The organism is Streptomyces sp. NPDC048473 (assembly GCF_043200155.1).
Taxonomy (GTDB): Bacteria; Actinomycetota; Actinomycetes; order Streptomycetales; family Streptomycetaceae; genus Streptomyces.
Genome location: NZ_JBICXE010000015.1, coordinates 64,485 through 90,433 on the forward strand (window position 1 = coordinate 64,485; position 25,949 = coordinate 90,433).

Genomic DNA, 25,949 nt, shown 5'->3' on the forward strand with positions numbered 1-25,949 from the left:
GGGGACCTTTTTTGGAACCGAAAGACACCATTCCTGACGGGCAGGCCGCGCCGCTCGCCGGGGAAGAGGCGCCGGCCGGCGCCGCCGAGCCACCCGCGCCGGTGGCAGCGCCCGCGGCCGAGTCCGGGCCGGTGGTGGAGTCCGGGCCGGCCGTCGCGCCCGAGTCCGCGCCAGCGCTGGAGTCCGCGCCGGCGTTCCGTTCCACCAGACGCTGATCCTGCAGAACCAGCTGCTGGGCTGACCTGCCCCTCGGCAGCCCCCGGGCAAACCCCGAACCGGCGGGCCGGACCCCAACCCATTAGGCTGGGGCCCGGCCCCGTACTGCTGCCATACCGCTCGTTCCAAGGAGTTCCCGTGCTTGAGGCATTCTTCTCCGCCCTGCTGGTCCTGGTCTGCGTCGGCGTTATCGCCTTCGCCGGCGTGACCGTGAAGAAGCTGTACCAGGGTCAGCGCTGACCCTCCCCGCCCTTGCCTCCGTCCGCGCGGGTACCCCCGTCACGACAGCGTGACACTCACGCCCGATGTGTCACGTTCGCAGTCACCCCCACCTCACAGATCGTCTGAGCCGCTCATGATCGAGATCCCGTCCGACCTCCACCCGGACCTCGTCCCGCTGGCCTTCCTCCTCGGCAACTGGACAGGCGCGGGTGTCTCCGACTTCCCCGGCGCCGACCAGTGCAACTTCGGCCAGGAAGTCTCCTTCAGCCACGACGGCCGGGACTTCCTGGAGTACGTCTCGCACACCTGGGTGCTCGACTCCGAGGGCGAGAAGGTCAGGCCGCTGGAGTCCGAGTCCGGCTTCTGGCGCATCGACAAGCACCGCAAGGTCGAGGTCGTCATGGTCCGCGACCAGGGCGTCATCGAGATCTGGTACGGCGAGCTGGCCGACCAGAAGCCGCAGATCGACCTGGTCACCGACGCGGTGGCCCGGACCGCGGCCTCCGGCCCGTACAACGGTGGCAAGCGTCTGTACGGCTATGTGAAGAGCGACCTGATGTGGGTCGGCGAGAAGGCCACCCCCGAGGTCGAGCTGCGTCCGTACATGTCGGCGCATCTGAAGAAGGTCGTCACCCCGGAAGAGGTCGAGGCGATGGCGAAGGGCCTCGGCGACCTGCCGGACGACGGCATCGCCTTCTTCAAGTAACCCGGCCCGTTCACGGGGTCCTCTCGCACAAAGCTGCGGACAGGTGCTCACCCGGTCCTACACTGGGCCTGTGGTGAGCACCGACTGGAAGACCGATCTCCGGCAGCGCGGCTATCGGCTGACGCCGCAGCGGCAGCTTGTCCTGGAAGCCGTCGACACGCTGGAACACGCGACACCCGACGACATCCTCTCCGAGGTGCGCAGGACCGCGTCCGGCGTGAACATCTCCACCGTCTACCGGACGCTGGAGCTCCTGGAGGAGCTGGAGCTGGTCAGCCACGCCCATCTGGGGCACGGGGCACCGACGTACCATCTGGCCGACCGCCACCACCACATCCATCTGGTCTGCCGCGACTGTACGAACGTCATCGAGGCCGATGTCGATGTCGTCGCCGAGTTCACCGCGAAGCTGCAGGGCAGTTTCGGTTTCGAGACGGACATGAAGCACTTCGCGATCTTCGGCCGCTGTGCCGACTGCACGGCGAAGGCAGCGTCCAAGGGTGCGGCCCGGACGGCCGACGCGGCCGACCCCAAGTCTTAGGCCGACCGGCAGCTGGAGAGCGGCGTCGCAGGGGCCGGCACGCGCATCTACGCGTTGTCGTCCATCGCCATGGCTCCTTCCCCAAGCTCTCGGCTGCGCTCGAGCAGGGGAGACCCCATCTGTCTCAGTCCTCCGCCTTGCAGCTGCGCGTGCCGGCCCCCGCTCCTTCTCCCACCCTCCAACTGCCGGTCGGTCTTAAATCGCGTCGTACGCTGGTCGCATGAAGAGCCCCTTGCTGTCCCTGCCCGGCGCCGTCCCCGCCGAAGGCCGCGACGAAGGCGTCGCCGCGCACTACGGCGACCTGTTCCGTGAGCAGCGCGCCCTCGCCGAGGGCTCCGGCCTCGTCGACCTCTCGCACCGCGCCGTCGTCACCGTCACCGGCAGCGACCGGCTGGCCTGGCTGCATCTCCTGCTCACCCAACATGTCAGCGAACTCGCCCCGGGACAGGCCACCGAGGCCCTGATCCTCACCGCGAACGGGCACATCGAGCACGCCCTCTATCTCGTCGACGACGGCGAGACCGTGTGGATGCATGCCGAACCGGGCACGCAGGGCGACCTCATCGCCTATCTGGAGTCCATGAAGTTCTTCTACCGGGTCGAAGTCGCCGACCGGACCGAGGACTTCGCCGTGGTGCATCTGCCGGCCGGCTCCATCGCGGAGGTCCCGGACGGCGTGACGGTACGGGAGACGGCGTACGGCCGCGATCTGTTCCTGCCCCGCGCCGACCTGGAGAAGTACGCGGCCGGGCACGGACCCGTGGCCGGCATCCTGGCGTACGAGGCGCTGCGCGTCGAGGCACACCGCCCGCGCCTCGGCTTCGAGACCGACCACCGCACCATCCCGCACGAGCTGGGCTGGATCGGCACCGCCGTCCACCTCCAGAAGGGCTGCTACCGCGGTCAGGAGACCGTGGCCCGGGTGCAGAACCTGGGCAAGCCGCCGCGGCGGCTGGTCTTCCTGCACCTCGACGGCAGCGAGGTGCTCCTGCCCGGACACGGCACACCGGTGCGGCTCGCCGCGGACGGCGCCGAGGGCCGGCAGCTGGGCTTCATCACGACGTCCGCCCGCCACCACGAGCTGGGGCCGATCGCACTGGCCCTGGTCAAGCGGAACGTCGCGGTGGACGCGGAGCTGCTCGCGGGGGACACGGCCGCCGCCCAGGAAACGGTCGTGGAGCCGTAGCTCTGCGCAGATTCTCTACGCGCGACCGTCTGCACCGGCTGCTCGACCTGACTCAGACCTGACTCAGACCTGACTCAGGTCGGGCTCGGGTCCTCGGACCCGGCCCGGACCCGGCTCAGACCTCGACGATGACGGTGAACGGGCCGTGATTCGTGAGCGAGACACGCATGTCCGCCCCGAACCGGCCCGTCTCCACCTGCGCCCCCAGCGCCCGCAGCTGTGCCACCACCTCGTCGACCAGCGGTTCGGCGATCTCGCCGGGCGCCGCGGCGTTCCAGGTGGGCCTGCGCCCCTTCCGGGCGTCCCCGTAGAGAGTGAACTGCGAAATCACCAGAAGCGGTGCATTCACGTCGGAGCAGGACTTCTCGCCCTCCAGAATGCGGACCGACCAGAGCTTGCGGGCGAGCTGTGCCGCCTTCTCCGCGGTGTCCCCGTGGGTGACTCCCACCAGCACACACAGCCCTTCGCCGACGATTTCGCCGACCACCTCGGGCCCGCCCGACGCGCCCGCGCCGTCGGCCACCGTGACGCTCGCACCGTCCACCCTCTGCACCACTGCACGCATACGGACCAACCTATCTTGGCCAACCCATCTTGGGCTGAACGGGTACAGAGCATCCACACAGGCCCCATGGGAGTGGCACCATGCTCGGAAGGCGGTGTGCCGACGCACCGGTCGAGGGGATGGACACAGGCATGAGTACCTATGGAACCGGGCAGTCCCCCGGCGCCGTGCCGGGCACGTGCACCGGTACCAGTACCAGCACCAGCACCATGCGCCCACCCGTGCAGCGAACCGGTCACAGTCCCGTGGACGGGCCGTCCGCAGGACCGCAGCCCGAGCTGGACGGCCTGCGACTGCCGGAGCTGCGCACATTGCGCCGCGACTCGCAGCGCGACGAGGCCGACCTCAGCTATGTGCGGCGGCTGGTCCAGGGGCGGATCGACATCCTGCGGGCCGAGCTGGCCCGGCGACGGGACCCCGAGTCGCCGGTGGTGGACCGGCTCTCGGAGATCCTCGCCGACACCCCGTCCCAGCACCGCTCCTCCGCCAGACATGTCACGCTCACCACACCGCGCAGCGACGAGTACCGCCGGCTGGCGGCGGAGACGCTCGCCGAGGTCGAACTCTCCGACCTCGACGCCCGTACGGACGAAGAGCTGCACGCCGCGATGGGGCGCCTGGTCCGCTACGAACAGCAGGTCTCCCGGCGCCGTCACCAGCTGCAACGCACTGCTGACGATTGCAGTGCGGAGATTGCCCGCAGGTACCGTGAAGGGGAAGCACAAGTAGACGACCTGCTCGCCTGAAGCGACCCTTCCGGGGGGCGGGTCCGTCCGTCCCCCGGAAGGCCACCATGACCTCCAGCGCCGCCCCCGCTGCCCCCTCCGCCATATCCCCCGCCCACCCCGTCCTGGCCGAGGTCGTACGGTCCGGTTTCGTGGAGGGCCGGCACCGGGGCTCGCTGGTCGTCCTGGCCGCCGACGGCAGCGTGGAGCGGGTCCTGGGCGACCCGGCGGCACCGGTCTTCCCGCGCTCCTCCAACAAGCCGATGCAGGCTGCGGCCGTGCTGCGGGCCGGGCTCGATCTGTCCGGGGAGCGGCTGGCACTGGCCGCCGCGAGCCACTCGGGCGAGGGCTTCCACCTCGAACTCGTACGCACGATGCTCGCCGAGCACGGACTGACGCCCGGCGATCTGCAGACCCCGCCCGATCTGCCGCTGGACCCGGCGGAGGCGGAGGCGTATCTCGCCGCGGGCCACGTGCGGGACCGGGTCACCATGAACTGCTCCGGCAAGCACGCGGCGATGCTCGCGGTGTGCGCGCTGAACGGCTGGGACCGGGCGTCCTACCTCGACCCGGCGCACCCGCTCCAGCACCTGGTGCACCAGGTGGTCGAGGAGGCGGCCGGCGAGCCGGTCGCGGCGGTCGGTACGGACGGGTGCGGGGCGCCGCTGATGGCGATCAGCCTGGTGGGTCTGGCGCGGGCCTTCCGTTCGTTCGTGCTGGCGGAGCCGGGGACGGCGGAGCGCCGGGTCGGGGACGCGATGCGGGCCCATCCCGAGTACGTCGCCGGAACGCGTCGCCCCGACACCTGGCTGATGCGGGAGGTGCCGGGCACGCTCTCCAAGATGGGCGCGGAGGCGGTGCAGGCGGTGGCGCTGGCGGACGGCCGGGCACTGGCCTTCAAGATCGACGACGGTGCGACGCGGGCACTCGGCCCGGTGCTGGCACAGTCGCTGCGCCTGCTCGGCATCGACGCCCCGGTGGTCGCCCGGATCGGACGCGCGCCTCTGCCGGGCGGCAGCGGTGAGGTCGGCGAGATCCGGGCAGCGTTCTGACCGGATTCTGCGCCCGCATTCCGGCGGCGGAAAACCGCGCGACATTCCGTGAACCGGTTGCCTAGCGTGGGGTGCATGCGCCCTGATGTCCGTACGATCACCGAATCCGATTTCCCCGGCTGGCTGCAGGCCCTGAACACCGGCTTTCTGCGCCCGCCGGTGGTGACGGAAAGGGAGGTCGCCTCCCGCCTCCCGCACACCGAACTGACCCGTACGCAGGGTGCGTTCGACGGCGGGCGGTGCGTGGCCACGTTCCGTTCGTTCGCGCAGGAGCTCACGGTCGTCGGCGGCGCCACGGTGCCGGCCGACGCGGTCTCCAACGTCACGGTGTCGCCCACGCACCGCCGTCGCGGGCTGCTCAGCCGGATGATGGCCACGGACCTGGCGGCGGCGAAGGAGCGCGGCGACGTGGTCGCCACACTGATCGCCGCCGAGTACCCGATCTACGGGCGGTACGGCTTCGGCCCGGCGGCGTGGACCACCGAGTGGGAGATCGACGTACCGAGGACGGGCCTCGACCCGCGCTGGTCGGGCCCCTCCTCGCAGGACGGCGGCCGGATCGACCTGGTGAGCGGCGCGGACGTACGCAAACTGGGCCCGGCCCTCCATGACCGGCTGCGGGCCCGGCAGCACGGCGTGGTCAGCCGCGACGCCCGCTGGTGGGAACTGAACACCGGCGAGAACCTGCCCGGCCCCGGGACCTGGACGGAGCCCTTCTACGCGGTCTACAGCAATGCGGGCGGCGAGCCCGACGGCCTGATCGTCTACCGCGCCGACGACAACTGGGGCGACGCCAAGCAGCCGCTGAACCGGGCCATGGTGCTCGGCCAGATCGCCGTCACCCCCGCCGCGGAGCGCGCGCTGTGGCATTTCGTCTGCTCGATCGACTGGATCGCCACGGTCCGCACCGGTCACCGCGCCCCCGACGACCTGCTGCCCCTCCTCCTGCCGGACCCGCGCGCGGCCCGCATCGTGACCCAGGCGGACTGGCTGTGGGTACGCGTCCTGGACGTCGTACGCGCCCTGGAGGCCCGCACCTACGCGGTACCCGGCGCACTGACCCTGGACATCCACGACACCACAGGTCTGACCACCGGCCGCTACCACCTCGACGCCTCCCCGTCCGGCGCGACCTGCACCCCCACCACGGCCGCCGCGGATCTCGCCCTGGACGTACGGGAGTTGGGAACGCTCTACCTGGGTGACGAGTCCCCGGCCCGACTGGCGGCCCTGGGCCGCATCGAGGAACTCGCGCCGGGTGCGGTGACGCTGGCGGAGGGGATGTTCAGGGAGGCGCGGCGGGCTTGGTGCCCGGATGTGTTCTGAGGCGAACCGGGCCGATGAGCTGCTGAAGGCCTACCTGGACGAGGCTTCCTGGACCGGCAGCTCTCTCTGTGGGGCGATCCCGTCCATGACCTGGCCGATCACGTACACAGGATGGGCTGCACCCCTGAGGACGAACAACGTTGCGTCAGGGGCTGGTCGAGCGTGGCTCCCGAAGACTGCCGGCGGTGCTGGAGGGAGGATCTGAAGTCCTGTCCCGTCCCTGCGCGTTATTGCGTAAGTGGTACGCATAACTAGGATGGGTGCCAGGGAAGGTGGGGTTTCAGGTGACTGAAGAGAAGGGCTCGTCGGGCGGTACGGGCCTGCCGGCCAGCATTGAGGCCGCCTGGGGGTTGCGGGAGCGTCCGGTCAAGGGGCCGAAGCCCGGGCTGAGCCTGGCCCGCATTGTGGACGCCGCGGTGGCGGTGGCGGCGTCCGAGGGGCTGGGCGGGGTGTCGATGGGGCGGGTCGCCAAGGATCTGGGTGCCTCGACGATGTCGCTGTACCGGTATGTGTCCGCCAAGGGCGAGCTCTACGTCCTGATGCAGGAGGCGGCGATGGGTCCGCCGCCCCCGCTGCCCGCACTGGAGAGCGGCGCCGGCTGGCGGGAGGCGCTCGCGCAGTGGGCGTGGGCGCAGCGTCGGGTGTTCCACCGCAATCTGTGGATGCTCCGCGTCCCGATCTCGGGCCCGCCCGCCAGCCCGAACTCCGTCGCCTGGTGGGAGCAGGGTCTCCAGGCTCTCGAAGGCGCCGGCCTGAGTCCGGGCGAGGAGGTCTCCGTCATCCTCCTGGTCAGCGGGTTCGTACGGAACGAGGCGCTGCTGACGGGTGATCTCGCCGCCGCCGTGGAGGCGCGCGGCATCCCGGCGCAGGAGGTGATGGACGGGTACGCCCGCACCTTGAACCGGCTCGTCGACCCGGGGCGGCATCCGTCGCTCTCCCGTCTGCTGGAGTCGGGGGTTCTGGGGGCGCAGGGCGAGCCCGGCCATGAGTTCAGGTTCGGGCTCGAACGGGTGCTGGACGGGGTCGAGGCCCTGGTGGAGGCGCGGGAGCGGGCTTGAGGGGGCGCGGGCGAGGTCCTGCGCGCCCCGGCGTCAGGCTTCCGCGCTGAGCAGCACCTTGCCGACCGGGCTGCGCGCCTCGATCGCCGTATGTGCCTGCGCGGCCTGCGTCGGCGGGTACACGTGGCCGATCGCAGCCGCCCGGCCGCCGCCTCGGCCAGTGCCTGCCCGGCCGGTCGTACGTGTTCCGTGTCCGTCAGCTGGACGTCCGCGATGCCGGACAGCGAGATGGAACGCCGTGCCGCCCCCTGCGGGTCCGAACGGATCCGGGTCTCCACGAAGCCGATGTCAACGTGGCTCACCCCGATCACCACCTCACCCGGACCCGCCACCGGTTCGGGCAGCTCCGCCGCCACCGGCACCTGCGGACCGTCCACCTCCCCGACCAGCACCGCACGCATGCGGACCACACCCTTTTGACTGTCGGCGGTCGGCTCGTCCGGCGCCCGTGCGACCACGCTCGGACGTCAAGTCCGGTTGAGGTCAAGGCGTACGCTTCATGGTCATGAGTGGAGAGAAACCCGGGCCCGGGACGGCGGAGCGTGCGGCTCCCGCAGCCACTGCGGGCCCCGCGGCCCCTGCGTCGATGAGCCTGCGTGAGCGGAAGAAGCAGCTGACGTACCAGGCGGTCTCCGATGCCGCGATCGCGATGTTTCTGGAGCGGGGCTTCGACAAGGTCTCGGTGGCGGAGGTGGCGGCCGCCGCAGACATCTCCAAGCCGACACTGTTCCGGTACTTCCCGGCCAAGGAGGACCTGGCCCTGCACCGGTTCGCCGACCACGAGGACGAGGCGGCCCGCGTCGTCGCCGCCCGCGCGGAGACCGAATCCCCCCTGGACGCCCTGCGCCGCCACTTCCTGGACGGCCTGGAGCGACGCGACCCGGTGACCGGGCTCTGCGATACGCCGGAAGTGCTGGCGTTCATGCGGCTGCTGTACGGGACGCCATCCCTGGTGGCCCGCATGTACGCCTACCAGGGCCGCTCGGAGGCGGCGCTCGCCCGTGCGCTGGGCGACCGCGTACGGGACAAGCTGGCCGCGGGCCAGATCATCGCCGTACAGCGCATCCTGGCCCTGGAGAACTTGCGGCGGATCGACGCGGGGGAGAGCGCGGACCAGGCGTACAAAAGCGCGGTCGAGGCCGCCGAACTCGCCTTCGTACAGCTGCGGTCGGGGCTCGGGGAGGAGTAGCGGTGTCCGGGCCGGTGTACGGGCCTGTTCGGCCGGGCGCACCTGGAGGTGGCGCTCAGGCATGGACGTCCTCGGCCGGCACGTCCAGTGCCGTTCCGTACAGCCTGGCGACCCGGAGCCGGATCACCACGCGCCGGTCCGCGACGACCTGCTTCAGGAACGCCGTCTCTTCCGCGGGGGTCTCGAAGCCGGGGGTCAGGGAGAGCAGTTCGCGGCCGGTCGCGTCGCCGGGCACGGTGGTCGGCTCCGACACCTCCGCCTCTCCCTCGGCGACCGCGAACGACCAGACGTCCGGGCCCTGTACGTGCAGGGCGGCGTGCGGGTCGCTGCGCAGCTGACGCACCTTGAGCCGGTCGGCGGTGGTGGAGACGCGTACGACGCGTTCCTCGGCGTTCCAGTCGTACAGGACGGTCGACAGATGCGGGTGACCGGTGCGCCGCACGCTCGCGAGGATCCCGAACTGCTGCTCCCGGAGCAGCCGCGACAGCTCTTGGTCGGTGAGTACGCGGGGAGCGGGGCCGGTGCCGGGCTGCTGCTCGGTGGTGTTCTGCGCGTTCATGGTTCGGCCTTTCAGAGGATGGTTCGTGCGGGTGGGGCGTACGGATGGTTCGTACAGGCGAGGCGTACGGGGTGGGCTCAGGCAGCGGGCTTGTGCTCGGGGCGTCGCAGCACCGCGAACGCGACGAGGAACGCGGCCACGAGAAGCCCCGTACCGACGGCGAAGGCCAGGTGGTAGCCCCCGGTCAGCGCCTCGGCGCGGCCGAGGCCGTCCGCGAGCAGGGTGTCGGTACGGGCGGCCGCCAGCGTGGACAGCACCGCGACGCCGATGGCCATGCCGATCTGCTGCGTGGTGTTGAACAGTCCGGAGGCGAGCCCGGCATCGCCGTCCCCCGCCCCCGACATGCCGAGCGCGGTCAGTGCGGGAAGGGCGAGCCCGAAGCCCGCGGCGAGCAGCATCACGGGGAGCAGATCGGTGACGTAGTGCGCATGTACGGGTACGCGGGTGAGCAGGCCGAGGACCCCGATCAGCAGGACGAGCCCGGCCAGCAGCACGTTCCGGTCGCCGAACCGTGCGCTCAGCCGGGCCGAGACGCCCAGTGACACGGCCCCGATGACGGCCGCCGCCGGGAGCATGGCGAGACCGGTCGCGGCGGCACCGTAACCGAGCACGTTCTGGAGGTAGAGGGCGACCAGGATCTGGAACGAGAACAGCGCGGCCACCATGAGGACCTGGACCAGGTTGGCGCCCCGGACGCTGCGCGAGCGGAGGATCCGCAGCGGCATGAGCGGGGTGCGGGCGGTGGCCTGGCGGGCGACGAACGCGGTGAGCAGTACGAGGGTGAGCGCGCCGAGTCCGAGCGTGGGCGCAGACAGCCAGCCGTACTCCTCGACCCGGACGACGGTGTAGATGCCGAGCATCAGCCCGGCGGTTACGAGGAGCGCGCCGATGACGTCCGCTCCGGCGGCCCGGCCGAGGCCGCGGTCGGCGGGCAGCACACGCAGGGCGACGACGAGGGCCGCGAGCCCGATCGGCAGGTTGATGAAGAAGATCCAGTGCCAGTCGAGGGCGTCGGTGAGAACCCCGCCGAGCACCTGCCCGATCGACGCCCCTGCCGCACCCGTGAAGCTGAACACGGCGATGGCTCTGGCGCGTTCACCGGGCTCGGTGAACAGGGTGACGAGGATGCCGAGGCCCACGGCGGAGGCCATGGCACTGCCGACGCCCTGCAGGAAGCGGGCGGCGATCAGGACGCCGGGGGAGGCGGCGACGCCGGCGAGGAGCGAGGCCGCGGTGAAGACGACGGTGCCCGCCACGAACATGCGCTTGCGGCCGATGAGATCGCCGAGCCGGCCGGCGAGCAGCAGCAGGCTGCCGAACGCGATCAGGTACGCGTTGACGACCCAGCTGAGGCCGGCGGGCGAGAAGCCCAGGTCGTCCTGGATGGCGGGCATCGCCACCGTCACGATCGAGCCGTCGAGGACGGTCATCAGCAGGCCGGTGGCGATGACGCCGAGGGCGAGCCGGCGTGCGGCGTGCGGGGCGGGGGCGGAAACGGGTGCGGAATCTGGTGCGGGAGGGGCGGACGTAGCAGAGGCAGACATCGGGCTCTCCTGTCGGATGGGTCGACAAGAGAGAATGTAGCAGATGGTTTTGTTGCAGACTATTTATTTCGGATCTGGTTGCTGTGGACTACTTCTTGCTCTGGCGTGCGCGGCGGACGGTCCCGGGGCTCTGTGCCGGGGTGGCCAGGTGGTCGCCGACCAGCTGATTCAGGACCCGCAGGAGAGCTTCCCGGTCGCCGGAGGGGAGGGTCTGCAGCGCGTCCCTGTGCACCCGGTCGACGATCTGCTGGCTCCGTTCGGCGAGTTGGGCGCCCTTCTCGGTGACCGCGATGATCCGGGCCCGCCGGTCCCGCCCGGACGGCCGGCGTTCGGCGAGGCCCGCGCTCTCCAGGGCGTCCACGGTCACCACCATCGTGGTCTTGTCCATGTCGCCGATCTCGGCGAGCTGGATCTGGGTGCGCTCCTCCTCCAGGGCGTGGACCAGTACGCAGTGCATGCGTGCGGTGAGTCCGATCTCGGCGAGCGCCGCCGCCATCTGGGTCCGCAGGACGTGGCTCGTGTGGTCCAGGAGGTAAGAGAGGTCCGGTGCGGTGCGGGTGGGTGCCATGGCGGTCATGTGTACCAGCGTAACAATTCGGACTGTGGTGGATAGTCCGCAAGCGGATGTTCCGGCCTCGGCCCGTATGGCGGGAACGCGCCGGCGCCCCGGCCCACGCCCGGGCCGGGGTCGGGGCCAGGGCGGGGCAGGGGGTCGGGGCCGGGTGGCCCTTCCCGATGCGCCTACTCGCGGCGCCCGAGCAGTGCCATGTCATCCTCGTCGAGAGCCAGTCGGCCGGCGGCCATGTTCTCCTCAAGGTGGGCGAGCGAAGCGGTGCCGGGGATCTGCACGATGGAGGGCGAGCGGGCCAGCCCCCATGCGATGGCGACCTGGTACTCCGTCGCACCGTGCCGTTCCGCGACCTTCCGGAGGTTCTCGCCGCCGAGCTCGGTGTGCCCGCCGCCGAGCGCGAAGAACGGCATGTACGCGATACCGGCGTCCGCGCACTCGTCGACGAGCGCGGCGTCCGCCTGGTCGAGCACACCGAACCGGTTCTGTACGGCGGCGACGGGCGCGATCGACCGGGCCTCCGCGAGCTGCCCGGCCGTCACATTGCTGACGCCGAGCTGCCGGATCAGCCCTTCCTCGCGCAGCGCGGCCAACACGGCGAACCGCTCGCCGAGCGACTCGGCGACCCCCGAACCCAGCCGCCCCACGCGCAGATGCACCAGATCGAGGACATCGACCCCGAGGTCCTCCAGATTCCGCTCCACCTCCCCGCGCAGCTGATCGGGACGTGCCTCGGCATACATCTCACCGGTCTCGTTCCGCAGGGGGCCGATCTTGGTGGCGATGGTGACGTCCGCGGGGTACGGGTACAGGGCCTCGCGCAGGAGGTCGTTGGCGCGGTGGGTGGCGGAGAAGTAGAAGGCGGCGGTGTCGATGTGCCGCGCCCCGAGCTCGACGGCGCGCCGCGCCACGGCCACGGCGGTCGCGGTGTCACCGGCGGGCCCGCTCCACCGCCCCGGCAACTGCATCGCGCCGAAGCCGAGCCGCGGGACAGTGACGGTGCCGCCCAGCTCGAAGGTGCCGGGGACAGGGGCGGAGTCTGAGGCTGAATCGATCGGTGTGGAGGTCATGGGGGGCAGCATGGCTGCCGGAGGACCGGATCACCACATTCATTATTTCCGGCCACGGCCACGGCATCCTGAGACCGGCCGGCCTGGCTACCGTGGCGTGATGACCTCCGAACCGCCCTCCGGAACGAGAGCCTTCCCGCCCCACCCGCTCCGCGGCGTCCAGGCGTCGTACGTCCGTCAGACCAGCTGCCCCTCCGACTACGCGCACGTCGTCGCGGACTTCGAACCCTGGGAGGAAGGGGTCGCGTTCGAGGCCGCCGACACCGCGTCGGTCAGGGGCTGGCCGGCGGACGAACTCGCTTCGTTCCACGAGGGTTTCATCCAGGGCGTGCACGAGGAGTTGGCCGGCCTTGCCGACCGCGAGCCCAAAACCCTCGTCGCGGTGGCGGTCGTCCTGCAGCGCATCAGGGTGCACGAAGCCGACTCCCACCCGGGGGCGTTCCGGGCGGCCGGACGCGTTGCCGTGCGCAACGCCCTCGTACAGGCGTACGGCCCGCCGCCCAGGCCCAAGCGCCGCCGCGGATGAGGCCGGGGCGTGGTAAGCCCCGGTCCGGGACTCAGGATTCCGCGGCCGACCGGTGCAGGATCCCTGCCGGCACCGGGTGGGTGCCGTGCCCGGCCGTACGCAGCTCCGGCACCACCTCGTCCCACGCCCACGATCCGAGCCACGCACCCGCCACCCATACGAATTCAGCTGTGGTCGCAACCCAGCGCGGCGGGGCGCATCCGGGGCCGTGTCAGCCGAGCGGGGACGCGTGGCCCGGCCTGCACCCGGAAGGGACGCTGTTGCCGCTGATGTCGAAGTCCCCACAGGTGAGAAAGACATCGTTGAACTTGCCGAGAGCGAAGGCGAGTCCGCCGACGACCGCGACGACGCCGATGACCGTCCTTCGCTGGCGTACGGAGAGCTCCGATTCCCCGAACAGCAGGAGTTGCAGGAGCACCCAGGTCAGCAGCGGGGTGCCGATGATGCTGATGACACCGCCCACCAGGAAGAGCGCCTCGCCCTGCCAGTTGCCACTGCGCGGCACGATGGCGGCGAGGCCGAGCCACACGCTGGGCAGGGCCAGGCAGGCCCAGTACACCCAGCCGTGCCGCGGCCCGCGTTCGCGCATCAGCAGGCCGGCCAGCAGTACGGCCGTCGACACTGCCCAGAGGGTGAGCATCTGGTAGTAGAAGATGACGCTGTAGGCGCCGAGCGTGAAAGCGGGCTCCCAGACCGCCAGCGCTCCGCCGCCCGCGATCACGGCGGTCCTCGGTACCACGGAGGCCCCGCGGCCGCCGCGCGTGCGGCTGGGGGCGGGGGCTGTGCCGTCGCCGTCGCCATCGTCTGCGCTTGCGTCTGCGGCGCGGGCGCCGTCGTCATCAGCCATGGGGATCAGTCTCCGGCATGGGGATATTTCCGCATACATTACCCAGAGTTGAGATCCTGCCGGGCCGTCCGTGGGAGCGCGAGGGCCGCCCCCGGGCCGACCCACCTCCCGCCACCCCATGACGCACAGTCAGCTGAAGCCGGCACGCCGAGCAAGCAACGCCCTCCGGCGTACTCGTCAGCTCACCCGCTCCGCCAGGAAGTCCTCCCAGGTCCGCTCGCCCACAGCGGCACCCTCCAGCGTCAGGTTCTCGCCGGCCCGGTACGCGCGACCGGCCTTTCCCGGCATCCGGACCGGCATCATCAGCCGGCGCCTGCCGCGCGCCTCCAGGTATCCGTGGGCCAGATCGGCCATCCCGTACACCTTCGGCCCGGCCAGGTCGGGCACCAGCCCGGCCGGCTCGGCGAGCGTGAGTTCCACGAGCCGGGCCGCCACCTCGCGCGAATCGACCGGCTGGAACCGGAGTCCGCCCGGCACCGGTACGACCGGCAGCTTGGCCATCTTCTCCACCGCGGTCAGGACCAGCTCATGGAACTGGGCGGCACGCAGCGTCGTCCACGGCACGCCGGAGCCGGCCACGGCCTGCTCCGCGCCCAGCTTGGAGTTGAACCAGCCCAGCGGCACCCTGCCCGTCCCGATGACGGATATGTACACCAGATGCCGTACCCCGGCTCGCGACGCGGCCCGCACCAGGTTGCGGGTCGCCTCGTCATCGCCCTTGGGGCCGCCCGCGAGATGCAGGACGGTCTCGACCCCGTCCATCGCCGCCTCGATCCCCTCGTCCCCGAGCAGGTCGCAGGTCACGTACTCGATGCCGTCGTCCGCGGACTCGTGGTTGTGCCGGCTGAGCACCCGGACGCTGCGACCGGCGTCCCGGAGGAGCGGTACGACGAGACGCCCGAGCGTGCCCGTGCCGCCGGTGACCAGAATGGGTGACGTCATGGCTTCTCCAAATATTCGGTCCGGGAGTCGGTCGCCCGGACCCTTCGGTTAGGTTTCGTTGGCCTACTGCTTTGACCCCCGGTGGGGAAGGAATGTGACACGGTGGACGAGCGCGCATCGCCGGCCGGGCGTTTCGAGGAGCACCGGACTCGTCTGCGAGCGGTGGCCTACCGGATGCTCGGGTCGGTGAGCGAGGCCGATGACGCCGTTCAGGAGGCATGGCTGCGACTGAGCCGTGCGGACGCCGGCAGCGTGGAGAACCTCGGTGCGTGGCTGACGACGGTGGTGGCGCGCCTGTGTCTGAACATGCTGCGCTCGCGCGAGTACCGGCGCGAGGAACCGCTCGACGTGCTCATGCCCGACCCGGTGATCAGCCACGAGAACGGGGTCGAGCCCGAGCAGGAAGCGTTGCTGGCCGACTCGGTCGGGCTGGCGCTGCTGGTGGTGCTGGAGACGCTGACACCGGCCGAGCGGCTCGCGTTCGTACTGCACGACATGTTTGCCGTGCCGTTCGACGAGATCGCCCCGATGATCGAGCGGACCCCGGCCGCGACGAGGCAGCTCGCAAGCCGTGCGCGCCGCCGGGTGCAGGGGCAGGCGCCGGTTCCCGACCCCGACCTCACTCGCCAACGCAAGGCCGTGGACGCGTTCTTCGCCGCCGCTCGCGACGGAGAGTTCGATGCGCTCGTCGCCGTACTCGACCCCGATGTCGTGCTGCGGTCCGACGGTGGCGTCGCACGTGCCCGCCATACGGCCGTGATCTCCGGCGCCCGGACCGTGGCCGGACAGGCGCTCACGTTCGGACGGCTCTCGCCGTTCGCGCGGCCGGCGCTGATCAACGGGACCGCGGGGGTCGTCGTCGTTGCGAACGGTCAGCCGTTGTCCGTCATGGCCTTCACCGTCACGGACGGGAAGATCGTCGCCATCGACGTACTGGCCGACCCGGGGCGGCTGAAGCGGCTCGACCTGACGGCCCTCGACCACTGAGGGACGCCGCGCATCCAAGTCGACGCGTACCGCACCGCGCCGCATCGCACCGAGGGGCCGAGTTGATCACGGAGTATCAACAGCAGCTGCGGGAGCGTCTGTTACGGCGATTCGGGTTTGCGGGCCAGGAGGTAGGCGTGCGGTCTCTTCACCGGTGGCTCGGGAATCTGCTCCAACCGTGCGGTGACGACGAGACCTGCTCGGCCCAGTAGCTCGGCGATGCGGTCCAGGGGCAGGAAGTACGAAGCGTAGGACACCGGGTGGCCGTACGCCTGTGCCGGCCGCCGGTGCTCGTCCCCGACGTACCCGCCCAGCAACAGATGACCGCCGGGCGCGAGCGTGCGATGGAACTCGGCGAACACCGTCGGCAGCCACTCCGGCGGTGTGTGATGCGTGGAGTACCAGGCGAGAATGCCGCCGAGCGCGCCGTCCCCGAAGCCCATCGCAGTCATGGAGCCCACGGCGAACGGCAGGGCGGGAGAGGCGTGCTGTGCCAGCTCGGTCATCTTCGGTGACAGATCGACGCCGATCATGGACAGCCCCAGTCCGGCCATGTACGCCGTCACCAGGCCGGGTCCACACCCCAGATCCGCTGTCCGGTCCGTGGCCGGCAGCGCCTACGACGGCCACCACGTGGACCTCGGAATGCCGGCCTTCACGCAGATCGCCGGCCGGAATTCGAGGGCAGCAGGCCCGGATGCGGTTTCGTAAGGGCATCCGCCGGACGGGCGGACAGCCGCGGGCTGATCGTCGGCCGCCGGTGGCTCGTGAAGAGGATGAAGAACTTCTCGTTCCGCGGCTGCATCCGTAGGCCCATGGGAGGTCCTCCTGGACCGCCGGCATCGCCGTACGCGGCGCGTCACCGCTTCGGGAGGAGGTTGTCCGTCCACAGCGGACGATAAAGAGGAAAGGGGAGTACCCACTCCTTTCCACTCTCAACATATAGCGCATGGGGGGCCTTGCGGCAAGACCCGGGTCGTGCCGCAGAATCGTCGGCCGAGGCCAGAACCTGCGGAAATGGGAGAGTCGCGAAGTGCGTGTGTTGTTGTCGACGTATGGGTCGCGCGGGGACGTCGAACCGATGGCGGGACTCGCGGTGCAGTTGCGGGCACTCGGCGCGGAGGTGCGGGTGTGCGCGCCGCCGGACGAGGAGTTCGCGGAGCTGCCGGCCGGTGTCGGCGTGCCGCCGGTGCAGGCCGGCCGGCCGGTGCGCGCGATGGTGACCGGGGCGACGCCGCCGCCGGTTGCGGGCCTGCCCCGGCGTGCGGCCGAGATGATCGCCGCGTACTTCGACACGCTCGCCGCGGTGGCCGAGGGATGTGATGCGCTGGTGGCGACCGGCCTGTTTCCGTCCGCGGCCGGCGCGCGGTCGGTGGCCGAGAAACTGGAACATCCGCTACGTGTACGCGAGCCTCCAGCCGACCACCCTGCCGTCGCCGCACCACTCGTCGCGTGCGTACCCGGCCCGGCCATTGCCGCCGGACGTGACCGACAACCGGGTGCTGTGGGACCTGAACGCCCGGAGCATGAACGCGCTGTTCGGCGCGGCGTTCAACACCCACCGGGCGTCGACTGGCCTGCCACCGGTGGACAACGTCCGCGACCATGTCTTCACCGACCACCCGCGGCCGGCGACGGACCCGACCCTGACAGGCGGAGCGCTGCTCGTCATGGCCACCTGGTTCGTCACGCCGGTCCGGACGCCTTGCTGCGCGCAAGGGTTGCAAGCTGCCTCAGATCGGAGCTGATGACGTGAACCCGCTGACTACCAGCGCGTTCGACCTTCCCGACCGCCTCTCTCCCAAGGCCGACCCGACGCTGATCGCCGGCGATGAACAGCACCTCGCGGCCATCGCGGAGTGCCTCGAGCAGTCGATCGCCGAGCTGTCCGAGCGCCTCGATGCCGAGCTCAAGGCGCCCGGCGGCGTAGGCCGGCAGGCGATGGACCGGGACAGGGAGATCCACCGGCTGACCGCTCGCCTGCGCGTACTGCGTCGCTTCGGTCTGGACCTGTGCCTCGGACGCATGGTCGGCGCAGACGACTCCGAGCCTGTGTACGTCGGACGACTTGGCCTCACCGACAGCGCGGGTCGTCGGCTGCTGCTCGACTGGCGTTCCCCCGCGGCTGAGCCGTTCTTCGGAGCCACCCACGCCAACCCGATGGGTCTGGCAAGCCGCCGCAGGTATCGCTGGACCCGCGGCCGGGTCAGCGACTACTGGGACGAGGTGTTCACCTCGGACGGGTTTGTCGGGCACGCCGCGCTCGACGACCAGTCCGCTTTCATCGCCGGCCTGGGCAGCAACCGGTCGCCCCGGATGCGAGACGTGCTCGGCACCATCCAGGCCGACCAGGATGCCATCATCCGCGCGGGATCCCGCGGCGCTCTCGTCGTCGACGGCGGTCCGGGTACGGGGAAGACCGTCGTCGCTCTGCACCGCTCCGCCTACCTCCTCCACTCCGACCCTCGCCTCGGTCACCGCCGGGGCGGCGTGCTGTTCGTCGGTCCGCACCAGCCCTACCTGGGCTACGTCGCCGACGTCCTGCCCAGCCTCGGAGAGGAGGGCGTGCAGACCTGCACCCTGCGGGACCTCGTCGCCGAGGGAGCCGCAGCAGCGATCGAGGCCGACCCGAACGTGGCCCTCCTGAAGTCGTCCGCGAACCTGGTGAAGGCGATCGAGACGGCCGTCAGGTTCTACGAGGAGCCGCCCACCAAGGGGATGACGGTCACGACCCACTGGTCCGACATCTGGCTGAGCGCCGACGATTGGGCCGTGGCGTTCGAAGCAGCAGGACCCGGTACTCCGCACAACGAGGCGCGCGACCAGATCTGGGAGGAACTGCTCACGATCCTGGTGGACAAGCACGACGGCGACGCCTCGGCCCACCTGCTCCGCAAGTCGCTGCTGCAGAACAGGGAGCTGTTCACGACCTTCGACCGCGCGTGGCCGCTGCTCGAAGCGGCTGACCTCGTCGCAGATCTGTGGTCGGTACCCGCCTACCTGCGCAAGTGCGCTCCCTGGCTCAGCCCCGATGACGTCCAGCAGCTGCGGCGCGGGGACGCCCGGGCCTGGACGGTGTCCGACCTGCCGCTCCTGGACGCAGCACGGCAGCGGCTCGGCGACCCGGAGGCATCGCGACGTAAGCGTCGGCACGACGCCGCTGTCGCCGCCGAACGCACGCGCAGGGTCGACGTCATCGACGGCCTGCTGCAGAACATCCTGATCGACGAGAGCGAAGGCGCTGTGGGGATGCTGCGCGGACGGGACCTGCAGGACACCCTGGTCGACGAGACCGCACTGCCCAGCGTCGAACCGGACCTGCTCGCCGGCCCGTTCGCGCACATCGTCGTGGACGAGGCTCAGGAACTGACCGACGCGCAGTGGCAGATGTTGCTGCTCCGGTGCCCGTCCCGGAGCTTCACCATCGTCGGGGACCGTGCCCAGGCCAGGCACGGGTTCACGGAGTCGTGGCAGGAACGGCTGAAACGGATCGGGCTCGACCGGATCAACCTGGCCTCCCTGAGCATCAACTACCGGACGCCGGAAGAAATCATGACGGAAGCCGAGCCGGTCATCCGGGCCGTGCTCCCGGACGCCAACGTGCCGACCTCCATCCGCAGCAGCGACGTCCCCGTCGTACACGGATCTGCTTCGGATCTGAGCTCGATCCTCGACACCTGGCTCGCCGCACATGCCGACGGGATCGCCTGCGTCATCGGCGATCCCACATTCCGGACGACGTCCCGCGTCCGGTCGCTGACCCCGGAGCTGTCGAAGGGGCTCGAGTTCGACCTGGTCGTCCTCATCGACCCGGAGGCGTTCGGCGAGGGCGTCGAAGGAGCGGTCGACCGCTACGTCGCGATGACCCGGGCGACCCAGCAACTCGTCATCCTCACGAGCTCCTGACGTCGGCCGGACGAACGCCCGCTCCCGGCCGAGCCGGTGGCGTTCCTGGACGCCGGCGCACCACCGGTGTACGTGGGCTTCGGCAGCGGGCGCGTCCCGAAGGACGTCGCGCGGGTAGGCATCGAGGCGATCCGCGCGCAGGGCCGCCGCGCACTCGTCTCCCACGGCTGGGCCGACCTGGCCCTGATCGACGACCGGTTCAGCGCTTCAGCCGGCCCCGCTGAGCATCGTGGTCGGTCCGGCCCGGTGGGGCGGCACTCAGCGGGAGGTACGGCACCGGACCGCGCCGAACTCGGCCGGAGGCAGGTCCCATCCTTTCGAACCGCAACCGCGTGCTCAGCTGACGGCAGCGCCGAACCACTTGGGCAGCCGGCTGAGCAGATCCTGCTGATTTTCACCGACCCACGCCACGTGGCCGTCCGGCCGCAGCAGCGCCGCGGGCGCGTCCAGTTCCTCGCTGACGTCGACGACGTGGTCGACCCGGTCCGCCCAGCCCGCCACCGAGAGCCGGCCGGTCCGGTCGAGCAGCAGCCCGCGGCCGCCGTGCATCAGCTCGTAGAGGCGCCCCCGCTTCAGCCCCACGTCCCGCATCCGCCGGCCGAGCCGTGGCGGCCACGAGACGGGCGATGACCGGGACGGTGTTGCCGCCCGCAGAGGCCAGCAGGATCATCGCCCGCCGGTAGCGCACGCTGTTCGTGCTGCCCCGCCGGACGATCTGCTGCAGCTTCTTCCCCTCGTAGTCGGCGATCCTGCGGACTTGAACCCGTGGTGTCACCACGCCTCCTGACGCTGGATCGGGTCGATCGATCCCACCCGATCGCTCCGGCAGCCAGACAGGACACCCGTGAACCGGTGAACCTTCCCGGTCGCAGCACAATCGTGTTGACCGCCCCCGGCAGGCAGTGCTTGAGTCGGCGCGTGGACAGCATTTCTGCCAACCGGCGGTTCTGGAATCAGATCAGCAGCGCCTACCAGCACGAGCATGACCCGCAGATCGGCGCAACGCCCCGGCTGTGGGGCACGTACGCCATCCCCGACGCGCACCTGCACGCCCTGGGCGACGTCACCGGCAAGCGCGTCCTCGAACTCGGCTGCGGCGCCGGCCAGTGGTCCAGGGCGCTCGCCGCTGAGGGCGCCACCGTGGTCGGGCTCGACCTGTCCGAAGCCCAGCTCGCCGCGGCAGCTCGCGCGATGGGAGCGGCCCGCTACCCGCTGGTGCAAGGCTCCGCCGAACACCTCCCGTTCGCCGCCGACAGCTTCGACCTGGTGTTCTGTGACTACGGCGGGCTTAGCTGGGCGCCCCCGCACCTGGCCGTCCCGCAGGCCGCACGCATCCTGCGCCGCGGTGGGCGCCTGGTGTTCAACGTCGCCAGCCCATGGTTCGAAGCCTGCTACGACGAAGCCGCCAGCCGCGTAACCACGACGCTGCACCAGGACTACTTCGGGCTGGACGCCATCGCCGAAGGCCAGGGCGCGGTCAGCTATCAGCTCACCTACGGCGACTGGATCAAGGTCCTGCGTGGCGCAGGTCTCGTCATCGACGACCTCATCGAGCCGCGGCCCGAACCCGGAACAGCCAACGGCTACAACCAAACCGACCCGCCTGACTGGGCATACCGCTGGCCGGCAGAAATGCTCTGGGTAACCCACAAACCGTAAGCACCGCCGCACCGGGACGTGAAGGTATCCCCTCCCCGGTTGGCCCTAGAAGGTCCTGTCCCACGTGCCATCCGCCGACCAGCGCTGGTGCCGCTCATACACGGTCTTCCACGGACCGAAACGCGCAGGCAGATCCCGCCAGGGCACACCCGTGCGCTGCCGGTACAGGATCCCGTTGATGATCCTGCGATGACTGGCCCACCGGCCGCCGCGCAGCCCTGACTTCGGCAGGTGCGGCTTCAGCCGGACCCACTCCTCATTCGCGAGAGGGCGTTTAGCTCCTATTAATGGTTGTTTCGGCTGATATCTACGTCAGAAAGAGAGGGGCAGCTGAGGTCAAGGGGACTCTTGGTGGCTAGGTCATGCTTTCGTGGGCGTCTTGGCCTTGCTGCTCCTGTTTCATCCCAACACGTCGTGTTGTGCGCCGTGCGCTTCGGGCGCTGGTCTGCGCGCCCGGGGACGCCGGGTAGCCCCAGAGGGTGTCTGAACGTCGGCGTTATCCGAGCGATCTGTCCGATGCCCGGTGGGAGTTGGTCGAGCCGGTCCTGACGGCCTGGCGGGCCGAGCGCCGCGGCCGCGGACTGGACATCGGGAGGCCGCCTGACCACGACCTGCGCGCCCTGCCGGACGCGGTCCTCTGCGTGAACCGGACCGGGATCCCGCGGCGGTATCTTCCGCACGACTGCCCGCACTGGAACACTGTCTACGCCTACTTCGCCCGCTGGCAGGAAGAAGGCGTCTTCGACCAGCTCAACAGTCTCCTCCGCCGTCAAGTCCGCAGGCAGGAAGGCCGCGAGGAAGAACCGACCGCCTGCGTTATCGACTCCCAGAGCATCAAGACCTCCACCAACGTCCCCGCCACCGGGCAGGGCATCGACGCCGGCAAAAGGATCGTCGGACGCAAACGGAGCATCGTCATCGACACCGTCGGACTCCTCCTCGGAGTGCTGGTCACCGCGGCGAGCGTGCAGGACTCCATCGCCGGCCAGACCTTGATCGAGAAGATCGCGGCCGAACATCCGAGCATCCGCAAAACCTGGGTCGACGGCGGATACCGCCAGCACCTCGTCGAGCACGCCGCCGCCCTCGGCATCGACATGCACATCGTCCGACGCGACCCCGCCACCAGGGGATTCACCGTCCTGCCCCGACGTTGGACCGTCGAGAGAACACTCGGCTGGCTCATGAACCACCGCCGTCTGGCCCGCGACTACGAAGCCAAACCCCACCGCTCCGAAGCCGTGATCCACCTCGCAATGATCAACCTCATGCCCCGCAGAATCACCGCCGAATCCACCCCGACTCGGCGTGGCCTATGAATCACACTCAACCCGGCAATCCGGGATGAAACAACAGGAGGAAACGCCCCCTCTGAGCGGGCCTGCCGCGCTCAGGCCGCTGATCCCGGTGGTCCACGAGCCCGTTCCAGGGCCGCGCGTCCGGAATCCGGCCTCGGTGGCCTTGCGCTGCCCGTACGCCCAGTCCGAGGCCGAGCATCCAGTTCAGCGCGAGCCTCGCGGTCTGCAGGAGGAACAGCACCAGGTGTCCCTCCCCTAACCCCTAGGGGCCGGGAGACCCGCGCGCTGGTCCGACAAAGCCGTAAGACAGGAAGGCCGCGCCGAGTGGGCCGACGGGCCGGACCGGTCCGCCACTGTCGCTCCCGAGGAGCTCGCCGCCGACAAGAACTTGGCCACCGGTCGGGCGCTCGACCCGCGCCGGTCCACCCGCACCGCCGCCCGCGACACGGCCGAATCGATGCAGGCGATCTGGGTCGATCGCACCGGAGCGCTGCTGTCTGCGGGTGGGTGCGGACGGTGGCGAGGTGTCAACTGATCGACACTGCATTGTTGTTGGCCTCCGTCCGTCGGTTTGCGTGGCTGCGAAGAACGGCAGCCCGGTCGGGTCGGTGCGCAACGAGGTCGGCGTCGTCACCCACCCCGGCGGGTGCCGGTACACGGCAACCGTGTTGAGCCGTTCCCGCCCGGGCGTCGACGACACGGCGATGGGCCGCGCCGTCGGCGCTGCGGCCTCCCGTGCCGTCGCAGCGCTGCGGGTCGGGGTGTCGATGGCACGACTGTCGGCAGACGGCCGATCGGCCGCCCACCCTGATTGATGAACGACACGGAGCAGGACTCCAGCAGGACGTCGGTGTGCCGTCCTACACCGCTAGTTGGATCACGAGTCCATCCCCGCGTCGTACGAGGTACGAGTGGGGCGGAACAGAGACTGGAGGCAATTCGAGACACTGATTCTGCACAGAGGACTGGCATGGCTCTACGAGGCGCCCGAACGATTTCCGTGCTCACGGTCGGCACGGTGACGACGGTGATGGCAGCGCTCACCCCCGTGACGGCGTTCGGGGCGGGGGATCCGCTCCAGCAGTACGCGCAGCAGGAACTCCGTTGGGAGCGCTGCGATCCGGGCCGTCCGGCGACGTTCGAGTGCGCGAAGGTCAAGGTGCCGCTGGACTACAGCGACCCCGGGGGCCGGAAGATCGACCTCGCGATATCGCGGGTAAAGGCGAGCGGTGCGAAGGAGCGGCACGGCGTGCTGCTGATGAATCCCGGGGGACCGGGCGTTCCGGGGCTGACCATGCCCGTGGAGATGGAGTCGCTGCTGTCGGCGGAGGTGCGAGAGCGGTTCGACCTGGTCGGCTTCGACCCGCGCGGGGTCGGGCAGAGCGCGCCGATCAGCTGCGGTCTGACGGCCGACGAACAGGCCGTCCAGCACCCCTACACCGCACGGACGTTCGCGAAGGACGTGGCCCTGGCCCGGACGGTGGCCGACAAGTGCTGGGCCAAGGCGGGCGACATGCTGCCGCACCTCACCACCCGCAACACGGCACGGGACATGGACGTCGTCCGGGCGGCACTGGGGGAAAAGAAGATCTCCTACTTCGGGTACTCGTACGGCACCTACCTGGGCGCCGTCTACACGCAGATGTTCCCCCGGCGCTCGGACCGGTTCGTGCTCGACAGCGCCCTCGATCCGACGCTCGCGTGGCGAGGGACGTTCCGGGGGTGGTCGGCGGGGGCCGAACTCGCCTTCACCCGCTGGACCGAGTGGGCCGCCGCCCGCAACGCCACCTACGGTCTGGGTCCGACTCCGGCGAAGGTCCGGAAGACGTACTGGGAGCTCATCGCCCGCGCCGACCGCACACCCGTCCCGACGAACGGCGGGGCGCTCAGCGGCGGCGCCATCCGTTCCCAGTACGGTGCGTTCGTCGGCGTCAAGACCGTCACCCCGTGGATCGTCGCGTTGAAGGCTTCGGCCGCAGGCGGACCGCCCGCGCCGGCCACGCCGACCGCGTCGGCGGTGACGGCAGCGTCGGCCGAACCGGCTGTCCCCGGCTCCGCCCCGGTCCGGTCCGCCGACGCGGGGGCGTTCGGTGCGGACGTTCCTGCCGACAACCAGTCCGCCGTCACCTGGGCCGCCTTCTGCGGCGACACCCGCAGCTGGCCGCGCAACCCCGAGCAGTACCGCCGGGACGTGATCCGAGACCGGGCCAAGTACCCGCTGGCCGGAGACCTGGGGGCCACCATTCAGCCGTGCGCGTTCTGGAAGTCGGCGGCAAGGGAGCCGGCCACCGTGGTGAGCAACGACGTCAACGCGCTGATCGTGCAGAACCAGTGGGACCCGCAGGCGACGCTCCCCATGGCGCAGGGCATGCGGCGGGCGCTGCACGGTGCGCGGATGGTCACCGTGGCCGGCGGTGAGGGCCACGGCGTGGTGGTGGCCGGACCGTCCTGCGCGGACGCCGGCGTCACGCGGTACCTGACCACGGGCCGACTGCCCGCGAAGGACCTGACCTGCGGTGGCCAGTGACCTGAGTCGGAGACTCATGGGCGGTTCGCCCGGCTCCCCGAACTCGGCCGGGAGGCCGGCCGGCGCGCCGCAACGGGCGGAATCATTTTCGGAAATGCGTTGGCAAGGGAAAGGTAAAGCAATGGCTGTGCAAAGAACCTTGAGGTTGCTGATGTGATGCGCGTGGACATGGCGCGACCTGCAACGACCGTCGTCGTTCTGCCATGTCGGAGACGCTGGCGGCGGTGACCAGGACGGTCAGCAGCAGGCCCAGGGTGTCGCAGCCGAGGTGGCGTTTGCGGCCGATGATGCGTTTGCCGGCGTCGGTGCCCTGGTCCGCAAGGTGCACGTCGGCGGAGGTTTTGATGGTCTGGGAGTCCAGGGCGCAGGCCGACGGTTCGTTGCCGCGGCCGTCGCTCTGGCGGACCAGCGTCCGCAGCAGTCCGGTGAGCTGCTCGAACACGGCGTCCTGTTGCCAGTGGGGGGAGCGGGAAAGTTCCACCACTTCCACGCCCTGGCCAGCCCATCTGTCGACGCCAAGGCCTACGTCGCGGCGACCGCCATCGCCCACCAGATCTTGAAGGGGACCGACAGCGGCGCCTTGATGGCGCTCGCCCCGGCCCATGCACACCTACAGGAAGTCCAAGGGCCCATGAAGACCACGGGCGACAGGATGCGTAACTTTCCGAGGAACTCCCCGCCGCTGAGATTTCTCCTCACCCACAGGACTCCCATCACGATCGAGGGAATC

At 70.3% G+C, this 25,949-nt stretch carries 24 protein-coding genes and 6 pseudogenes; 17 read left to right on the forward strand and 13 right to left on the reverse strand.

Going from position 1 to position 25,949, the window contains the following annotated elements; translation table 11 throughout:
• Positions 1–11: 11 nt before the first annotated feature.
• From ACGFU7_RS23695 to ACGFU7_RS23710, 4 genes are all read left to right on the forward strand, one after another.
• Positions 12–215, forward strand: coding sequence for a hypothetical protein (locus tag ACGFU7_RS23695; RefSeq protein WP_393698002.1), 204 nt, complete (start codon positions 12–14; stop codon positions 213–215).
• 356 nt (positions 216–571) lie between these two features.
• A complete protein-coding gene (locus ACGFU7_RS23700) occupies positions 572–1,144 on the forward strand; it encodes an FABP family protein (protein WP_393698004.1) in 573 nt (190 codons plus the stop codon).
• Positions 1,145–1,214: 70 nt separating this feature from the next.
• Positions 1,215–1,685: a Fur family transcriptional regulator gene (locus ACGFU7_RS23705; RefSeq protein WP_393698006.1), complete on the forward strand. Its 471-nt coding sequence runs from the start codon at positions 1,215–1,217 to the stop codon at positions 1,683–1,685.
• 220 nt (positions 1,686–1,905) lie between these two features.
• Positions 1,906–2,871, forward strand: coding sequence for a YgfZ/GcvT domain-containing protein (locus ACGFU7_RS23710; protein WP_393698007.1), 966 nt, complete (start codon positions 1,906–1,908; stop codon positions 2,869–2,871).
• Positions 2,872–2,986: 115 nt separating this feature from the next.
• Here the strand turns inward: ACGFU7_RS23710 and dtd are convergent, their stop codons facing one another.
• Entirely contained in the window at positions 2,987–3,436 is a 450-nt protein-coding gene (gene dtd, locus ACGFU7_RS23715) for a D-aminoacyl-tRNA deacylase (protein WP_393698009.1), read from the reverse strand.
• 131 nt (positions 3,437–3,567) lie between these two features.
• Here dtd and ACGFU7_RS23720 point away from each other — a divergent pair, with 131 nt between their 5' ends.
• The 5 genes from ACGFU7_RS23720 (at position 3,568) to ACGFU7_RS23740 (ending at position 8,786) form a co-directional block, all read left to right on the forward strand.
• On the forward strand, positions 3,568–4,182 hold the full coding sequence (locus ACGFU7_RS23720) for an ABC transporter substrate-binding protein (RefSeq protein ID WP_393698011.1): 615 nt from the start codon (positions 3,568–3,570) through the stop codon (positions 4,180–4,182).
• A gap of 47 nt (positions 4,183–4,229) precedes the next feature.
• The gene (locus tag ACGFU7_RS23725; protein ID WP_393698012.1) at positions 4,230–5,213 is read left to right on the forward strand and encodes an asparaginase; all 984 of its coding nucleotides are present in this window, start codon (positions 4,230–4,232) and stop codon (positions 5,211–5,213) included.
• A 75-nt stretch (positions 5,214–5,288) separates the two neighbouring features.
• Positions 5,289–6,539, forward strand: a complete 1,251-nt coding sequence (locus ACGFU7_RS23730) for a GNAT family N-acetyltransferase (protein WP_393698014.1) — start codon at positions 5,289–5,291, stop codon at positions 6,537–6,539.
• A gap of 284 nt (positions 6,540–6,823) precedes the next feature.
• Positions 6,824–7,597, forward strand: a complete 774-nt coding sequence (locus ACGFU7_RS23735) for a TetR/AcrR family transcriptional regulator (protein ID WP_393698015.1) — start codon at positions 6,824–6,826, stop codon at positions 7,595–7,597.
• Between the two features lie 499 nt (positions 7,598–8,096).
• A complete protein-coding gene (locus ACGFU7_RS23740; RefSeq protein ID WP_393698017.1) occupies positions 8,097–8,786 on the forward strand; it encodes a TetR family transcriptional regulator in 690 nt (229 codons plus the stop codon).
• 55 nt (positions 8,787–8,841) lie between these two features.
• Here the strand turns inward: ACGFU7_RS23740 and ACGFU7_RS23745 are convergent, their stop codons facing one another.
• From ACGFU7_RS23745 to ACGFU7_RS23760, 4 genes are all read right to left on the reverse strand, one after another.
• Positions 8,842–9,345, reverse strand: coding sequence for a pyridoxamine 5'-phosphate oxidase family protein (locus ACGFU7_RS23745; RefSeq protein ID WP_393698018.1), 504 nt, complete (start codon positions 9,343–9,345; stop codon positions 8,842–8,844).
• Positions 9,346–9,422: 77 nt separating this feature from the next.
• The gene (locus ACGFU7_RS23750) at positions 9,423–10,889 is read right to left on the reverse strand and encodes an MFS transporter (protein ID WP_393698020.1); all 1,467 of its coding nucleotides are present in this window, start codon (positions 10,887–10,889) and stop codon (positions 9,423–9,425) included.
• Between the two features lie 88 nt (positions 10,890–10,977).
• A complete protein-coding gene (locus tag ACGFU7_RS23755; RefSeq protein ID WP_393698022.1) occupies positions 10,978–11,466 on the reverse strand; it encodes a MarR family winged helix-turn-helix transcriptional regulator in 489 nt (162 codons plus the stop codon).
• Positions 11,467–11,630: 164 nt separating this feature from the next.
• Positions 11,631–12,527, reverse strand: a complete 897-nt coding sequence (locus ACGFU7_RS23760) for an oxidoreductase (RefSeq protein ID WP_393698023.1) — start codon at positions 12,525–12,527, stop codon at positions 11,631–11,633.
• 100 nt (positions 12,528–12,627) lie between these two features.
• Here ACGFU7_RS23760 and ACGFU7_RS23765 point away from each other — a divergent pair, with 100 nt between their 5' ends.
• Positions 12,628–13,053 carry a hypothetical protein gene (locus tag ACGFU7_RS23765; protein WP_393698025.1) on the forward strand — a complete coding sequence of 142 codons (426 nt, stop codon included), beginning with the start codon at positions 12,628–12,630 and terminating at the stop codon, positions 13,051–13,053.
• Positions 13,054–13,123: 70 nt separating this feature from the next.
• On the opposite strand, the pseudogene ACGFU7_RS23770 reads toward ACGFU7_RS23765, so the two are convergent.
• The 3 genes and pseudogenes from ACGFU7_RS23770 to ACGFU7_RS23780 all read right to left on the reverse strand — a co-directional run.
• Positions 13,124–13,207, reverse strand: a pseudogene (locus tag ACGFU7_RS23770) (alpha/beta hydrolase); the annotation flags it as partial.
• Between the two features lie 57 nt (positions 13,208–13,264).
• A complete protein-coding gene (locus tag ACGFU7_RS23775; protein ID WP_393698027.1) occupies positions 13,265–13,900 on the reverse strand; it encodes a hypothetical protein in 636 nt (211 codons plus the stop codon).
• A 177-nt stretch (positions 13,901–14,077) separates the two neighbouring features.
• Positions 14,078–14,842 (reverse strand): SDR family oxidoreductase, encoded by a 765-nt coding sequence (locus ACGFU7_RS23780; protein WP_393698028.1) that lies wholly within the window; start codon positions 14,840–14,842, stop codon positions 14,078–14,080.
• Positions 14,843–14,944: 102 nt separating this feature from the next.
• On the opposite strand from ACGFU7_RS23780, the gene sigJ reads away from it, so the two are divergent.
• On the forward strand, positions 14,945–15,829 hold the full coding sequence (sigJ, locus tag ACGFU7_RS23785) for an RNA polymerase sigma factor SigJ (RefSeq protein ID WP_393698030.1): 885 nt from the start codon (positions 14,945–14,947) through the stop codon (positions 15,827–15,829).
• Positions 15,830–15,930: 101 nt separating this feature from the next.
• Here sigJ and ACGFU7_RS23790 read toward each other — a convergent pair whose 3' ends face one another.
• Positions 15,931–16,395: a class I SAM-dependent methyltransferase gene (locus ACGFU7_RS23790; protein ID WP_393698032.1), complete on the reverse strand. Its 465-nt coding sequence runs from the start codon at positions 16,393–16,395 to the stop codon at positions 15,931–15,933.
• A 515-nt stretch (positions 16,396–16,910) separates the two neighbouring features.
• Between ACGFU7_RS23790 and ACGFU7_RS23795 the strand changes: the two are divergent.
• Positions 16,911–17,478 (forward strand): annotated as a pseudogene (locus tag ACGFU7_RS23795) (glycosyltransferase); the annotation flags it as partial.
• A 103-nt stretch (positions 17,479–17,581) separates the two neighbouring features.
• On the forward strand, positions 17,582–19,735 hold the full coding sequence (gene helR, locus ACGFU7_RS23800) for an RNA polymerase recycling motor ATPase HelR (protein WP_393698034.1): 2,154 nt from the start codon (positions 17,582–17,584) through the stop codon (positions 19,733–19,735).
• A 336-nt stretch (positions 19,736–20,071) separates the two neighbouring features.
• Here helR and ACGFU7_RS23805 read toward each other — a convergent pair.
• Positions 20,072–20,338 (reverse strand): annotated as a pseudogene (locus tag ACGFU7_RS23805) (FAD-dependent oxidoreductase); the annotation flags it as partial.
• A gap of 4 nt (positions 20,339–20,342) precedes the next feature.
• Positions 20,343–20,510: pseudogene (locus tag ACGFU7_RS23810) on the reverse strand (IS630 family transposase); the annotation flags it as partial.
• Positions 20,511–20,653: 143 nt separating this feature from the next.
• Between ACGFU7_RS23810 and ACGFU7_RS23815 the strand changes: the two are divergent.
• Positions 20,654–21,394 (forward strand): class I SAM-dependent methyltransferase, encoded by a 741-nt coding sequence (locus ACGFU7_RS23815; RefSeq protein WP_393698035.1) that lies wholly within the window; start codon positions 20,654–20,656, stop codon positions 21,392–21,394.
• A 54-nt stretch (positions 21,395–21,448) separates the two neighbouring features.
• On the opposite strand, the pseudogene ACGFU7_RS23820 reads toward ACGFU7_RS23815, so the two are convergent.
• Positions 21,449–21,679: pseudogene (locus tag ACGFU7_RS23820) on the reverse strand (transposase); the annotation flags it as partial.
• Positions 21,680–21,873: 194 nt separating this feature from the next.
• Between ACGFU7_RS23820 and ACGFU7_RS23825 the strand changes: the two are divergent.
• The 3 genes from ACGFU7_RS23825 (at position 21,874) to ACGFU7_RS23835 (ending at position 25,219) form a co-directional block, all read left to right on the forward strand.
• On the forward strand, positions 21,874–22,713 hold the full coding sequence (locus ACGFU7_RS23825) for an IS5 family transposase (RefSeq protein ID WP_393698037.1): 840 nt from the start codon (positions 21,874–21,876) through the stop codon (positions 22,711–22,713).
• Between the two features lie 554 nt (positions 22,714–23,267).
• Positions 23,268–23,507 (forward strand): hypothetical protein, encoded by a 240-nt coding sequence (locus tag ACGFU7_RS23830; protein ID WP_393698038.1) that lies wholly within the window; start codon positions 23,268–23,270, stop codon positions 23,505–23,507.
• Positions 23,508–23,662: 155 nt separating this feature from the next.
• Positions 23,663–25,219: an alpha/beta hydrolase gene (locus ACGFU7_RS23835; RefSeq protein ID WP_393698039.1), complete on the forward strand. Its 1,557-nt coding sequence runs from the start codon at positions 23,663–23,665 to the stop codon at positions 25,217–25,219.
• 205 nt (positions 25,220–25,424) lie between these two features.
• Here ACGFU7_RS23835 and ACGFU7_RS23840 read toward each other — a convergent pair.
• A pseudogene (locus tag ACGFU7_RS23840) lies at positions 25,425–25,676 on the reverse strand (transposase); the annotation flags it as partial.
• Positions 25,677–25,949: the final 273 nt, after the last annotated feature.